Here is a 14,218-nt window from a genome sequence, read left to right as displayed (position 1 = left end):
CCGCTGGGCCGAGGTACCTGACTGCCGTCCCCGTCAGTACTTCGGCCCGATGTGTCGGTCCATGAGGGCGACGGAGTCTTTGCGGGCCACGGAGATGTTCTGCGCTCTGCGGGATTGCCGGGCGGGCTTCCACTCGACGCCGAGCTTGTCGAGCGTGTCCGTGTAGAGCCGGAGGATGTCGGTGGACATGTTGGTGAAGAAGTACCGCGGATACTCGTAGCGCTTGCGCTCGCCGCGTACCAAACGAGTCGTCCAGTTGGTGATCCGGCAGCCGTCGGAGTGGATGAGCCCGCGGAGGAACTCCCAGGGGTGCTCGTCCACGATGTGCTGCTGCCACGTTTCGAGGGCGATCGGCCGCTCGTGTTTCTTGCCGGGGCCGTGCTGAGGGAAGAGACAAAGCCAATGATGGCTGTAACTCGTCACCATGACGCAGCCCTCGCGCTGGATGACGCACACGCTGTTCATGGGGCGGACGGCCTTTACCGTCTCGCGGCACGCGACGATCAGTCCTGGCCAGGCATCCGCGCAGGCGATGCGCAGGGCATATCCGTGCCGTCGAGGCTGTCTGCTGAGGCAGCCGTCGCCGAGATAGAGGCCGAGTAAGTACGCGTATGCCGTAGCTGCCTCAGGAAGTCGCGGAACTCGCTCGCATCGCGGGCATTCCGTCTTGCGCGAGAGGGGCTCGATGCGGGTCTGCCAGGAGCGGATTGCAGACCGGGATATCCCGGTCCGCATGCTCACTGCGTTGAGGCTGCGGCCTTGGGCGATGAGGGCGAGGGCGTGCTCGCGGGTTTCCCGGTCGTACATGAATGCGAGCCTGATGGCGGTGGTGCCCAGTGATGGGCTTTCGCCGATCCCGTCACCGGAAAGGGTGACGGCGGATATCGCTAACGCGACCTTCGAATCGAAGAGAAAGTGCCCCAGGTGGGATTCGAACCCACACTTTCGGCTGTTTGAGAGCCGCCTCTCTAACCAGTTGGAGTACTGGGGCCTTAGAAAGGAAGGATACCTGCTGCCCTGCGTGGTCCTACCCTACAGGAGCTAGGTAGGCTCATGGGGCACCACCTGCCTGAACGAGGAGTCCCGTGAGCGCCGCCGAGCCCGAGCAGCCCGTCGCCGATGACGATCAGTCGCACGTCCCGCCGCTGACCACGCGCGTCGTGATCGCCGAGGACGAGGCCCTCATCCGTCTCGACCTCAAAGAGATGCTGGAGGAAGAGGGCTACACCGTCGTCGGTGAGGCCGGGGACGGGCAGACCGCCGTGGAGCTGGCCCGGGAGCACCGTCCCGATCTCGTGATCCTGGACGTGAAGATGCCGGTGCTGGACGGTATCTCGGCGGCGGAGAAGATCGCCGAGGAGAGCATCGCGCCGGTGCTGATGCTGACCGCGTTCTCGCAGCGTGAGCTGGTGGAACGGGCGCGGGATGCGGGCGCGATGGCGTATCTGGTGAAGCCGTTCTCGAAGACGGATGTGGTTCCGGCGATCGAGATGGCGGTGAGCCGGTTCACCGAGCTGAAGACGCTGGAGCAGGAGGTCGCGGACCTCACGCAGCGGCTGGAGACGCGGAAGCTGGTGGACCGGGCGAAGAGCATTCTGCAGACGCAGTACGGGCTGACGGAGCCGGCTGCGTTCCGGTGGATCCAGAAGACGTCGATGGACCGGCGGCTGTCGATGCAGCAGGTCGCCGAGGCGGTCATCGAGGACGCCGAGGAGAAGAAGCAGCAGAAGGAGCAGCAGAAGGACCAGTAGCCAGGGCAGCCGGTTTCGTGCTGAGCGTGCGAGTGGCCCCGTACCGAGTGTCTTCGGTGCGGGGCCGCTCGCGTTCAGGCGCGGTGCGGGTCAGTCCTCGCCGAGGTAGGCCTTGCGGACGGATTCGTCGTGGAGGAGGGAGGCGCCGCTGCCGGAGAGGACGATGCGGCCGATTTCCATGACGTGTCCCTGGTCGGCGAGGGAGAGCGCGGCCTGTGCGTTCTGTTCGACGAGGAGGATGGTGGTGCCTTGGGAGCGGAGTTCGCGGATGGTTTCCATGATCTTCTGCATCATGATCGGGGAGAGGCCCATGGAGGGTTCGTCGAGCATGAGGAGTTTGGGGCGGGACATGAGGGCGCGGCCCATGGCGAGCATTTGCTGTTCGCCGCCGGAGAGGGTGCCGGAGGCTTGTTTGCTGCGTTCGCCGAGGATGGGGAAGAGGTCGTAGACGCGCTGGATGTCGGCGTCGATGCCGGCGGTGTCCTTGCGGAGGAAGGCGCCGAGCTGGAGGTTTTCGGCGATGGTGAGGCGGGGGAAGAGGCGGCGGCCTTCGGGGGAGTGGGCGAGGCCGTGCTCGACGATCTTGTGGGCGGGGACGCCGTTGAGGGGTTCGCCGTCGAAGGTGATCTTGCCGGCGAGGGGTTTGAGGAGGCCGGAGAGAGTGCGCAGGGTGGTGGTTTTGCCGGCGCCGTTGGTGCCGATGAGGGTGACGGCCTCTCCTGCTTCGACGGAGAACGAGATGCCTTTGACGGCTTCGATCTTGCCGTAGGCGACGCGGAGGTCCTCGACTTGGAGCAGTGCGGTCATGGGGTGTCTCCGGTGTCTCCGGTGTGTCCCTGGGGCGGCTGGTCCGGTGGGGGTGGCCCGTCCGGTGTGGTCATGGCGTCGACGGGTGTGCCGAGGTAGGCGGCGATGACGCGGGCGTCGGCCTGGACGACCTCGGCGGTGCCTTCGACGAGTTTCTGTCCTTGGACGAGGACGGCGACGCGGTCGCAGAGGTTGAAGATGAAGCGCATGTCGTGCTCGATGACGAGGACGGCGGTGCCTTGCGCGCGGATGGCGCGGACGAGGTTCTGGGTGGCGCGGGTTTCCTGGGGGTTCATGCCGGCGGTGGGTTCGTCCAGGAGCAGGAGTCCGGGTTCGCTGGCGAGGGCGCGGGCGATTTCGAGCTTGCGTTGTTCGCCGTAGGGGAGGTTGCGGGCGAGGTGGTCGCGTTGGTGGGCGAGTCCGGTGAATTCCAGGAGTTCCATGGCGTGTTCCTCGCTGGTGCGCTCGGCTTTTTTGAAGCCGGGGCCGCGCAGCAGAGCTGACCAGAGGCCTTCCTTGGTGCGGGTGTGGCGTCCGACGAGGACGTTTTCGAGGACGGTCATGTTGGCGAAGAGGCGGATGTTCTGGAAGGTGCGGGCGACGCCGGCCTGGGTGACGAGGTGGGGTTTGCGGGAGAGGCGGGTGCCTCGGTAGCTGACGGTGCCTTTGGTGGGCACGTAGAGGCCGGTGAGGCAGTTGAAGAAGGTGGTTTTTCCGGCTCCGTTGGGGCCGATGAGGCCGACGATTTCGCCGGTGCCGACGGTGAGGCTGACGTCGCGTACGGCGGTGAGTCCGCCGAAGCGCATGGTGACGCCGTCGGCTCGCAGGACGGTGTCGGTGTCAGTGGCGGGTGCGAGGGTGGGTGGTGTGGTCATGTCGTCACGCCTTTGCCTGGGTGGCGCCGAGGGTGGCGTCTGCGTCGGGGAGGCGCTGTTCGGGTACGTCGAGTTGGCCGGTTTCGCGGAATTCGAGTTGTTTTCTGCGGTCGGGGATGAGGCCTTCGGGGCGGAAGCGCATGAGGAGGACGAGGGCGATGCCGAAGAGGAGGAGTTGGTAGTCCTGGAGGAAGTCGAGTTTGGCGGGGATGAGGAAGAGGAGGGCGGCGCCGACGAGGGGGCCGCTGAGGGTGCCCATGCCGCCGAGGATGACGGCGGCGAGGAGGAAGGCGGAGTTGGGGGGTTGGGGGCCGGCGAACTGGAATTGTTCGGGGGTGGCCGTGGTGACGACGTGGGCGTGGACGGTGCCGGCGAGTCCGGCGAGGGATGCGCCGAGGGCGAAGGCGAGGAGGCGGAGGCGGAAGCTGTTGATGCCCATGGCGATGGCGGCGGTTTCGTCCTCGCGGATGGCGATCCAGGCGCGGCCGATGCGGGAGGCGGCGGCGCGCCGGAAGACGAGGACGACGAAGGCGGTCACGAGGATCATCAGCAGGTAGTAGTTGCCGTAGGTGGCGAGGGGGATGCCGAGGATGTTGTGGGGTTCGCCGAGGTTGAAGCCGAAGATTTCGAGGTTGGGGATGTTGGGGATGCCCATGGCGCCGTTGGTGATGTCGGGGCCGGTGGTGCCGTTGAGGTTGAGCATGGCGATGCGGAAGATCTCACCGAAGCCGAGGGTGACGATGGCGAGGTAGTCGCCGCGCAGGCGGAGGGTGGGGGCGCCGATGAGGACGCCGAAGACGAGGGAGGCGGCGGCGCCGGTGAGCAGGGCCGCCCAGAAGGGGAAGCGGAGTCCGAGGGCGGATTCGGGGGAGCCGGAGACGAGGGCGGCCGCGTAGGCGCCGACGCCGAGGAAGGCGACGTATCCGAGGTCGAGGAGGCCGGCCAGGCCGACGACGACGTTGAGGCCGAGGGCGACGGTCGCGAAGATCAGGATGTTGGCCCCGATGATCGTGTACTGGTCGGTGTCCTGGGTGAAGGGGAAGCAGGCGGCGGCGAGGAAGGCCGCGCCGAGGGCGACGCCGCGGTGGGTGTGGGTGAGTGCGGTGAGGCGGGCGAGGAGTCCGGCCCGGTTGACGGCGGGGAGGGCGAGCGCCATGAAGATCAGGTAGCCGACGAAGGGAGCGCCGTCGTCGGTGTCGATGCCGTAGGTGAAGGCGGTCAGACCGGCGGCGAAGGCGGCGGCGATGATCAGGATCTCGGCCCAGGAGGGGAGTTCGCGGGTGCGGCGCCGCAGGGGGACGGCGGCGAGGGTGGCGGTGAAGCGCTGCCAGGGGCTTGCGGGTGGCCGGCCGGTGGTCCGGTCGGGGGGTAGTGCGAGGGCGCCGGCGAGGGTGAGGAGGGAGGCGGTGCCGGCGAGGACGCCGCCGGGTTCGAGGTTGACCAGTCCGCCGAGCTGGACGGCGATGGCGATGAGGGTGAACCAGGTGGCGGCGAAGGTGGCGAGGGCGGCGAGGAGGGTGGGGGCGTGGCGTCCTGCGGGGGTGAGCCATTGGAGGCCCCGGATGCCGAGTGCCGAGGTGGCGAGGAGGAGGGTGAGGATGCCGCCGGCGAGGGTGATGATCTGCAGGCCGGCGGGGGAGCCGTAGTAGGTGAGGTCGCCCGGGAAGTCGCTGCTCCAGGTCCAGGGGAGACCGGTGGAGACGGCGGTGGCGAGGGCGCCCGTGGCGGTGGTGAGGCGTGCGGTGCGTGCGGGCAGGGGTATCAGTCCGCGGGCGGGGGGTGTGGTGGTGTGAGTGGTCATCGCTATCACGCCCGATCCGCGACGCGTTCGCCCAGGAGGCCTTGTGGTCTCAGGAGGAGTACGAGGATGAGGAGGACGAAGGCCCAGACGTCCTTCCAGGCTCCGCCGCCGAATTGCTGCATGCCGGGGATCTCTTCGATGTAGGCGGTGGCGAGGGCTTCGGCGATGCCGAGGACGATGCCGCCGAGCATGGCGCCGTAGATGTTGCCGATGCCGCCGAGGACGGCTGCGGTGAAGGCCTTGAGGCCCATGATGAAGCCCATGCGGAACTGCACCTCGCCGGTGCGCAGCCCGTAGGCGACGGCGGCGACGCCGGCGAAGGCGGCGCCGATGGCGAAGGCGAGGACGATGATGCGGTCCGTGTTGATGCCCATGAGTTTGGCGGTGTCGGGGTCCTGGGCGGTGGCCTGCATGGCGCGGCCGCTGCGGGTCCTGGCGACGAAGAAGCCGAGGGCGATCATGCAGGCGGGGGCGGCGATCAGGACGAAGACGTCGCCGCGTTGGACCGTGGCGCCCAGGATGTCGAAGGAGTGGCCCTTGAACTGGGGGAAGACGCGGGCCTGTTTGCCGTCGGGGTACCACTTCCAGATGGCTTGCTGGAGGGCGATGGACAGGCCGATGGCGGTGATGAGGGGAGCGAGGCGGGGGGCGCCGCGCAGCGGGCGGTAGGCGAATCGTTCGGCGGCGATGCCGACGAGGACGGATACGGCGATGCCGCCGAGGAGCATGACCGGCAGGGCGAGGGCGAGTGAGGTGCCGGCCGGCAGGGCGAGGAAGACGCTGAGCGCTCCGAAGCCGCCGACCATGAATATCTCGCCGTGGGCGAAGTTGATGAGCTGGACGATTCCGTAGACCATCGTGTAGCCGATCGCGATGAGTCCGTACATCGCGCCGAGGATGAGTCCGTTGGCCAGCTGTTGCGGCAGTTCGCTCACCGCAGGGCCTCCGTTGGGTGGGAGTGAGGGGTCCGGGCTGAGGGGAGTGGGGGATCCCGGCCGGACAGGAGTGGGGGATCCAGTCCTGAGGGGAGTGGGGGATCCCGGCCTGAGGGGAGTGAGGGATCCAGGCCCGACGGGAGTCGGGGATCCGGCCCGGGAGAGTGCGGGGCCCAGGCCAGGGGGAGTGAGGGATCCGGGCCGGGCGGGAGCGAGGGGAATCCGGGGTGCCCGGTGTGCCGCGGGCCGCGCCAGGGTCGTTCGTGCGCCCTGGCGCGGCCCGGGGTGGTGTGGTGGTGCGGTCGGTCAGCTCTTGTCGAACTTCTTGAATTCGGCGCTGAAGCGGGAGGCCCAGACGCCCTTGTCGACCTGGTACGCGGTGATCATGGTGTTGGTGGTGTCGCCGTATTTGTCGAAGGCGATGGGTCCGGTGACGCCGTCGAAGGTGACCTTGTTCATGGCGTCGACGACCTGCTTGCGGGCGTCGTCGGGGAGCTTGCCGCTGTTGCCCTCGACGACCTTCTTGACGGCCTGGACAACGGCCCAGGTCGCGTCGTAGGTGGAGCCGCCGTAGGCCTCGTAGGCCTCCTTGAAGCCGGCTGCCTTGTAGCCGGCGATGAACTTCTTGGCGGAGGGGAGTTGCTCGACGGGCTTGCCGACGGAGGAGGCGTAGTCGCCCTGTGCCTTCTTGTTGAGCTTGATGTAGTCGCCGCTGTACATGCCGTCGCCGCCCATCAGCGGGGCGGTGACGCCGCCGTCCTTGAGCTGCTGGCTGAGGGGGCCGGACGCGGGGTACTCGCCGCCGTAGAAGACCAGGTCGGGCTTGGCGGACTTGACCTTGGAGACGACGGCCTTGAAGTCACGGTCGTCGGGGCTGACGTGTTCGGTGCCGGCGATTTTGCCGCCGAGCTTGCTGAACTGGTCCTTGAAGGAGGAGGCGAGACCGACGCCGTAGGTCTTCTGGTCGTCGATGACGTAGGCCTTCTTGGCCTTCATCTTCTCCCACGCGTACTGGCCGTCGAAGGCGCCCTGCACCTCGTCGGTGGTCGCGGTGCGGAAGTAGGTGGGGAACTGGCGGACGCGCTTGTTCTGCTTCCAGTCCTTGCCCTGGGTGAGGTCGGGAGTGGTGTTCGCCGGGGAGATCAGCGTGAGGTCGTTCTGCTGGGAGACCTGCTGCATGGACTGGGCGACGCCGGAGTTGAGGGGGCCGACGATGCCGAGGACGGCCTTGTCGCCGGCGAGTTTGGTGGCGTTCTGCTGGCCGACGTTGGGCAGGGCCTTGTCGTCGAGGGCTTCGAGCTTGAAGGTGACGCCCTTGACCTCGCCGGCTTTGTTGGCCGTGTCGACGGCGAGCTGGGCGGAGTTGCGGATGCCCAGGCCCAGCGCGGAGAGTTCGCCGGTGGTGGGGGCGTCGAGGCCGATCACGACGGTGGTCTTTCCTGCGCCGCTCTTGTTGTCGTCGCCGCGTGAGCCGCACGCGGAGAGCGTGAGGGCGCCGGTGGTGACTGCGGTGGTGAGAATGAGCAAGGAACGGTGATGCACGATCAGTCCTTTCCCTGGCGCGGCCACGTCTGTCGCATGGCCGTTTCGCTCGCCGGGCTGTACGGGCCGTAAAGGGTCCGTGCTCGCAGCGTGCCCGGCGGCGCGGTGACTGGCGGTGACTCTAGAGCGGTGTTCGCCGCACCGGCAGAGTCGCTGACGAGGATGTGACGCTCTTGTTATGACCTTCGATGAGCGTTATGCCGTTATGGTCCTTACGCCGGAGGGTGAACGCGGTGCGGAGGGTGAACTCGCACTTCCGTGGGGGGATGGGCGTGCGGTGACGAAACGGCGTCCGGATAGCGGATGGGGTGGGTGCGGCGGCGCCGGGGCCCATGGGGGGTACGGGAGTTGGGGCCGGCCCCGTAGGTCGTCCGTGTGACGCAGCGTTACGGGAATGCGTGCGGCCCCGCACCCGGGGGCCGGGTGCGGGGCCGTGGCGGTGGCCGGTGTGGTGCGCCTGCCGTGGTGCGCCTGCTGTAGTGGGTCAGCTGCGGTAGGCGTCGGCGTCCGTGTCGCGCAGCATGCAGGTCAGGCGGGCGGTGCAGACCCGCTTGTCGTGTTCGTCGGTGATGACGATCTCGTAGGTGGCGGTGGACCGGCCGCGGTGTACGGGGGTGGCGACGCCGGTGACCGGACCGGAGCGGGCCGCGCGGTGGTGGGTGCAGTTGAGGTCGACACCGACCGCGATCTTGGTGGGTCCGCCGTGCAGCATGGAGCCGACGGAGCCGAGGGTTTCGGCGAGGACGGCGGAGGCGCCGCCGTGCAGGAGCCCGTAGGGCTGGGTGTTGCCCTCGACGGGCATGGTGCCGACGATGCGGTCGGGGGAGGCTTCGGTGACCTGGACGCTCATCCGTTCGCCGAGGTGTCCGGCGGAGAAGAACGCGGGCAGGTCGAGGCCGAGGCCGGCCCACTGGTCGAGGACCTCCTGTGGAAACTTGGTCGTGCTGCGCTCACCCATGCCTACGGCTCCGTTCGCTCGCCCGTGATCGTCGTCGATCCGTGCCTGTTCCTATCAGGCCGCTGAGCAAGCGCTCGGCGCGGGGTTGTTGTTCCCGCCGGACGGGCGGGTGGCGGTCAGTTCTGGCGGTCGGTCCTTTGGCGGTCAGTCCTCGCGGGGGCTCTCCAGACGGATCACGAGGGACTTCGCGGCGGGGGTGTTGCTGGTGTCGGCGGTGTGGTCGAGCGGGATGAGGACATTGGTCTCGGGGTAGTAGGCGGCCGCGCAGCCGCGGGCCGTCGGGTAGTGCACGACGCGGAAGCCGGCCGCGCGCCGCTCGCTGCCGTCCGTCCATTCGCTGACCAGGTCGGCGTACGCCCCGTCGGCCAGGCCTCGTTCGCGGGCGTCATCGGGGTGGACGAGGACGACGCGGCGGCCGTTCTTGATGCCGCGGTAGCGGTCGTCGAGGCCGTAGATGGTGGTGTTGTACTGGTCGTGGGAGCGCAGCGTCTGCAGCAGCAGCCGGCCCTCGGGGACGGCGGGGTATTCGACGGGTGCGGCGGTGAAGTTGGCCTTCCCGGTGGCGGTGGGGAAGCTGCGGCTGTCGCGGGGGGCGTGCGGGAGGGCGAAGCCGCCGGGGCGGGCGACCTTGGTGTTGAAGTCCTCGAAGCCCGGGATGACATGGGCGATGCGGTCGCGGATTGTCGCGTAGTCCTTTTCGAAGTCCTCCCAGGGGGTGCGGCTGTCCGGGCCCAGGACGCGGCGGGCCAGGCGGGCGACGATGGCAGGCTCGGAGAGCAGGCCGGGGTCGGCGGGCGCCAGACGGCCGCGGGAGGCGTGCACCATGCCCATGGAGTCCTCGACGGTCACGAACTGTGCGGTGCGCTTCCCGTCCGGGCCGGTCTGCAGATCGCGTTCCGTACGGCCGAGGGTCGGCAGGATCAGCGCACGGGCGCCGGTGATGACGTGCGAGCGGTTGAGCTTGGTGGAGACATGGACGGTCAGCCGGGCGCGGCGCATGGCGGCCTCGGTGACGTCGGTGTCCGGGGTGGCGGAGACGAAGTTGCCGCCCATCGCGAAGAACACCTTGGCCTGTCCGTCGCGCAGTGCGCGGATGGCGCGGACCACGTCGAGTCCGTGCTCGCGGGGCGGGGCGAAGCCGAACTCCTTCTCCAGGGCGTCGAGGAAGGCGGGCGCGGGCCGTTCGAAGATGCCCATGGTGCGGTCGCCCTGGACGTTGCTGTGGCCGCGTACGGGGCAGACGCCGGCTCCGGGGCGGCCGATGTTGCCGCGCAGCAGGAGGAAGTTGACGACTTCCTGGATGGTGGGGACGGAGTGCTTGTGCTGGGTCAGGCCCATCGCCCAGCACACGATGGTGCGGCGCGAGCCGAGGACCATGGCCAGGGTCCGGTCGATCTCCTCGCGGGTCAGGCCGGTGGCGCGCAGCGTCTCGTCCCAGTCGTCGTCGGCGCGGGCCGTGCGCGCGAACTCCTCGAAGCCGTGGGTGTGTGTGCGGATGAAGTCCTCGTCGAGGGCGCCGTCGGTCTCGAGGACGAGGCGGTTGAGGGCGCGGAAGAGCGCCTGGTCGCCGCCGAGGCGGACCTGGAGGAAGAGATCGGTGAGCGCGGTGCCGCCGCCGGCCAGGCCGCGCGGGGTCTGCGGGTTCTTGAAGCGTTCCAGGCCGGCTTCGGGCAGCGGATTGATCGAGATGATCTTCGTGCCGCCGGCCTTGGCCTTCTCCAGGGCGGTGAGCATCCGCGGGTGGTTGGTGCCCGGGTTCTGCCCGGCGACGATGATCAGGTCGGCCTGGTAGAGGTCCTCCAGCCGGACGCTGCCCTTGCCGATGCCGATGGTCTCCGTCAGGGCGGAGCCCGATGACTCGTGGCACATGTTGGAGCAGTCGGGGAGGTTGTTGGTGCCGAATTCGCGGGCGAAGAGCTGGTAGAGGAAGGCGGCCTCGTTGCTGGTGCGGCCGGAGGTGTAGAAGACGGCCTCGTCGGGGGAGTCGAGGGCGGTCAGCTCCTCGCCGACGATGTCGAAGGCCCGCTCCCAGGTCACCGGCTCGTAGTGGTCGGCGCCCTCGGCCAGGTACATGGGGTGGGTGAGGCGGCCCTGCTGGCCGAGCCAGTAGCCGCTGCGGGTCGCGAGGGAGGCGACGGAGTGGGCGGCGAAGAAGTCCGGGGTGACGCGGCGCAGGGTGGCCTCTTCGGCGACGGCCTTGGCGCCGTTCTCGCAGAATTCGGCGGTGTGCGGCTTGTCGGGTTCGGGCCAGGCGCAGCCGGGGCAGTCGAAGCCGTCGGGCTGGTTGACGCGCAGGAGGGTGAGGGCGGTACGGCGTACGCCCATCTGCTGCTGGGAGATGCGCAGGGCGTGGGTGATGGCCGGCAGGCCCACGGCAAAGTGCTCGGGTTCGCTGACCTCGGGCGCGTCCTGGACGGGGTCCGATGCGGGCGGCTTGCCTGCCATGGCGCTCTCCCTTGAGCCGTGAGCTGATGCTCGCTCCGCCGGGCGCGGCGGATCGTTGCCGTACGCATCAGATCCTGTCACGGACATGTGGGGCGGTGTAGGGGCGAGGGGGTGCGGCTCCGCGGGGCGGGCGGGGAGTGCGGAGCGGTCGGGGGCGGCGTCCGGCGGGGGACGTGGGGGACGTGGGGGACGCGGGGGACGGGAAACAGGGACGGGACCCGGTCCGGCGGGGAGCCGTGGCCGTCGCGGCGGGGATTGTCAGTGGGGCGTGGCAGGATCGGGGGCGTGGCAGCAAAGGCAGCGAAGAAGAGCGAAGCGACCGGCGGGCAGGCGACGGCGGGCGGCCGTCCCCATCTGCTCCTGATGGACGGGCATTCCATGGCATACCGGGCGTTCTTCGCCCTGCCCGTGGAGAATTTCACGACCGTCACGGGACAACCGACCAATGCGATCTACGGCTTCGCGTCGATGCTCGCGAACACCCTGCGCGACGAGGCGCCCACGCATTTCGCGGTGGCCTTCGACGTCTCGCGCAAGACCTGGCGCTCCGAGGAGTTCGCCGACTACAAGGCGAACCGTTCCAAGACGCCCGACGAGTTCAAGGGCCAGGTCGAGCTGATCGGCGAGCTGCTCGACGCGATGCATGTCAAGCGGTTCGCGGTCGCGGGCTTCGAGGCCGACGACGTCATCGCCACGCTCACGGAGCAGGCCACCGCGCAGGGCTTCGAGGTCTCGATCGTCACGGGCGACCGCGACTCCTTCCAGCTGGTCTCCGACGACGTCACGGTCCTCTACCCCACCAAGGGCGTCTCCGAGCTGACGCGCTTCACCCCGGAGAAGGTCTTCGAGAAGTACGGCCTGACCCCGGCGCAGTACCCCGACTTCGCCGCGCTGCGCGGCGACCCGTCCGACAACCTCCCCGGTATCCCGGGCGTCGGCGAGAAGACCGCCACGAAGTGGATCAACCAATTCGGTTCGTTCGCGGAGTTGGTGGAGCGCGCCGAGGAGGTCAAGGGCAAGGCGGGCGCCAACCTCCGCGAGCATCTGGAGGCCGTGAAGCTCAACCGCCGGCTCACGGAGATGGTGCGCGATGTCGAGCTGCCCTGCGGCCCGGCGGAGCTGACCCGCGAGGCGTACGACCGTGAGGCGCTCACGGTGTTTCTCAACGGGCTGGAGATCCGCAACCAGGGCCTGCGCGACCGGCTGCACGCCGTCGACCCCGGAGCGGCCGAGGCCGCCGAGGAGACGTCCCCGGCGCCCGGCGTCGAGGTGGACGGCACGGTCCTCGGCACCGGCGAACTCGCTCCGTGGCTGGCCGAACACGGCACGGGACCGCTCGGCGTGGCCACGGTCGATGTGTGGACGCTGGGCAGCGGCAGCGTCGCCGAGGTGGCGCTGGCCGCTCCCGGCGGCCCGGCCGCCTGGTTCGACCCGTCCCAGCTCGACGAGGCCGATGAGCAGGCCTTCGCCGCCTGGAGCGCGGACGCCGCCCGCCCCAAGGTGATGCACAACGCCAAGGGCCTGATGCGGGTCTTCGGCGAGCACGGCTGGCGCATCGAGGGCGTCACCACGGACACCGCCCTGGCCGCCTACCTGGTCAAGCCCGGCCGCCGCTCCTTCGCGCTGGACGCGCTGTCCCTCGAATACCTGGGACGGGATCTCGCCCCGGCCGCGGCGGGCGACGGCCAGCTGGCGTTCGGCGCGGACGAGGAGGCCGAGGCGGACGCCCTGATGGGACAGGCCCGTACGGTCCTCGACCTGGGGACGGCCTTCGAGGCGAAGCTGGCGGAGGTCGGCGCGTCCGGGCTGCTGCGCGATGTGGAGCTGCCGACCAGCGAGCTGCTGGCCCGGATGGAGCGGGCCGGTATCGCCGCGGACCGGGGCCGGCTGGAGCGGATGGAGCAGCAGTTCGCGGGCGCGGTGCAGCAGGCCGTCAAGGAAGCGCATGCCGCCGCGGGCCATGAGTTCAACCTCGGTTCGCCCAAGCAGCTGCAGGAAGTCCTCTTCGGCGAGCTGGGCCTGCCCAAGACCAAGAAGACCAAGACGGGCTACACCACCGACGCCGATGCCCTCGCCTGGCTGGCGGCGCAGACCGACAACGAACTCCCGGTGATCATGCTCAGGCACCGTGAGCAGGCCAAACTGCGCACGACCGTCGAGGGCCTGATCAAGACCATCGGCGCCGACGGCCGGATCCACACCACCTTCAACCAGACCGTGGCCGCCACCGGCCGGCTGTCCTCCACCGACCCCAACCTGCAGAACATCCCCGTGCGTACGGACGAGGGCCGGGCGATCCGCCGCGGCTTCGTCGTCGGTGAGGGCTTCGAGTCGCTGCTGACCGCCGACTACAGCCAGATCGAACTGCGGGTGATGGCACACCTCTCCGAGGACGAGGGCCTGATCGAGGCGTTCACCTCCGGCGAGGACCTGCACACCACCGTCGCCTCCCATGTCTTCTCCGTCGACAAGACCAAGGTCGACCCGGAGATGCGCCGCAAGATCAAGGCGATGTCCTACGGCCTGGCGTACGGCCTGTCGGCGTTCGGCCTCTCCCAGCAGCTGGGCATCCAGCCGGACGAGGCCCGCAAGCTGATGGACAACTTCTTCGAGCGGTTCGGCGGGGTGCGCGACTACCTCCAGCGTGTGGTGGAGGAGGCCCGCGCCACCGGCTACACCGAGACGATGCTCGGCCGCCGCCGCTACCTCCCCGACCTCAACAGCGACAACCGCCAGCGCCGCGAAATGGCCGAGCGGATGGCGCTGAACGCCCCGATCCAGGGCACCGCCGCCGATATCGTCAAGATCGCGATGCTGCGGGTCGACGCGGCGCTGCGGGCCGCGGAGCTCCAGTCCCGGATGCTGCTCCAGGTCCATGACGAAATCGTCGTCGAGGTCGCCCCCGGCGAGCGCAAGAAGGTCGAGGAACTGCTCCGCCGGGAGATGGCCGCGGCAGCCGAACTGAGCGCCCCGCTGGATGTCTCGGTCGGCTCCGGCAAGGACTGGGAGTCGGCGGCGCACTGAGCACGGCAGAGGCCGGAGCGACGGCCGGAGCGGGCGCGCACCGCCCGCTCCGCTCCGGCCGTGTTCGCCCGCCCCGCTCC

General features: G+C 69.2%; 10 protein-coding genes and 1 tRNA gene. 2 read left to right on the top strand and 9 right to left on the bottom strand.

The features are described 5' to 3' along the window. Window positions 1-33 precede the first annotated feature (33 nt). Together ACWGJY_RS07135 and ACWGJY_RS07130 are read right to left on the bottom strand one after the other, a co-directional pair. Entirely contained in the window at window positions 34-807 is a 774-nt protein-coding gene (locus ACWGJY_RS07135) for a transcriptional regulator (protein ID WP_453259762.1), read from the bottom strand. 109 nt (window positions 808-916) lie between these two features. Next, window positions 917-991, bottom strand: a tRNA-Leu gene (locus tag ACWGJY_RS07130). A 94-nt stretch (window positions 992-1,085) separates the two neighbouring features. On the opposite strand from ACWGJY_RS07130, the gene ACWGJY_RS07125 reads away from it, so the two are divergent. Beyond that, complete coding sequence (locus ACWGJY_RS07125; protein WP_453259761.1) at window positions 1,086-1,751, top strand: ANTAR domain-containing response regulator; 666 nt, start codon at window positions 1,086-1,088, stop codon at window positions 1,749-1,751. A 90-nt stretch (window positions 1,752-1,841) separates the two neighbouring features. On the opposite strand, the gene ACWGJY_RS07120 is transcribed toward ACWGJY_RS07125, so the two are convergent. The 7 genes from ACWGJY_RS07120 to ACWGJY_RS07090 all read right to left on the bottom strand — a co-directional run bounded on the left by ACWGJY_RS07120 (window position 1,842) and on the right by ACWGJY_RS07090 (window position 11,114). After that, window positions 1,842-2,558, bottom strand: a complete 717-nt coding sequence (locus ACWGJY_RS07120) for an ABC transporter ATP-binding protein (RefSeq protein WP_453259760.1) — start codon at window positions 2,556-2,558, stop codon at window positions 1,842-1,844. Then, window positions 2,555-3,433, bottom strand: a complete 879-nt coding sequence (locus ACWGJY_RS07115) for an ABC transporter ATP-binding protein (RefSeq protein ID WP_453259759.1) — start codon at window positions 3,431-3,433, stop codon at window positions 2,555-2,557. The genes ACWGJY_RS07120 and ACWGJY_RS07115 overlap by 4 nt, the downstream gene beginning before the upstream one ends. Before the next feature lie 4 nt (window positions 3,434-3,437). Then, window positions 3,438-5,234 carry a branched-chain amino acid ABC transporter permease gene (locus tag ACWGJY_RS07110; protein WP_453259758.1) on the bottom strand — a complete coding sequence of 599 codons (1,797 nt, stop codon included), beginning with the start codon at window positions 5,232-5,234 and terminating at the stop codon, window positions 3,438-3,440. A 5-nt stretch (window positions 5,235-5,239) separates the two neighbouring features. Then, window positions 5,240-6,169, bottom strand: a complete 930-nt coding sequence (locus tag ACWGJY_RS07105) for a branched-chain amino acid ABC transporter permease (protein WP_453259757.1) — start codon at window positions 6,167-6,169, stop codon at window positions 5,240-5,242. 306 nt (window positions 6,170-6,475) lie between these two features. Continuing rightward, entirely contained in the window at window positions 6,476-7,696 is a 1,221-nt protein-coding gene (locus ACWGJY_RS07100; RefSeq protein WP_453259846.1) for a branched-chain amino acid ABC transporter substrate-binding protein, read from the bottom strand. Between the two features lie 499 nt (window positions 7,697-8,195). Further along, window positions 8,196-8,669, bottom strand: a complete 474-nt coding sequence (locus ACWGJY_RS07095; protein ID WP_453259756.1) for a PaaI family thioesterase — start codon at window positions 8,667-8,669, stop codon at window positions 8,196-8,198. Window positions 8,670-8,813: 144 nt separating this feature from the next. Next, window positions 8,814-11,114 (bottom strand): FdhF/YdeP family oxidoreductase, encoded by a 2,301-nt coding sequence (locus ACWGJY_RS07090; RefSeq protein ID WP_453259755.1) that lies wholly within the window; start codon window positions 11,112-11,114, stop codon window positions 8,814-8,816. 285 nt (window positions 11,115-11,399) lie between these two features. Between ACWGJY_RS07090 and polA the strand changes: the two genes are divergently transcribed. Further along, window positions 11,400-14,138 (top strand): DNA polymerase I, encoded by a 2,739-nt coding sequence (gene polA / locus ACWGJY_RS07085; protein ID WP_453259754.1) that lies wholly within the window; start codon window positions 11,400-11,402, stop codon window positions 14,136-14,138. Window positions 14,139-14,218: the final 80 nt, after the last annotated feature.

The sequence above is a fragment of the Streptomyces sp. NPDC054765 genome (genome assembly GCF_053612065.1).
This window is presented reverse-complemented; position numbering and strand designations above follow the sequence as displayed.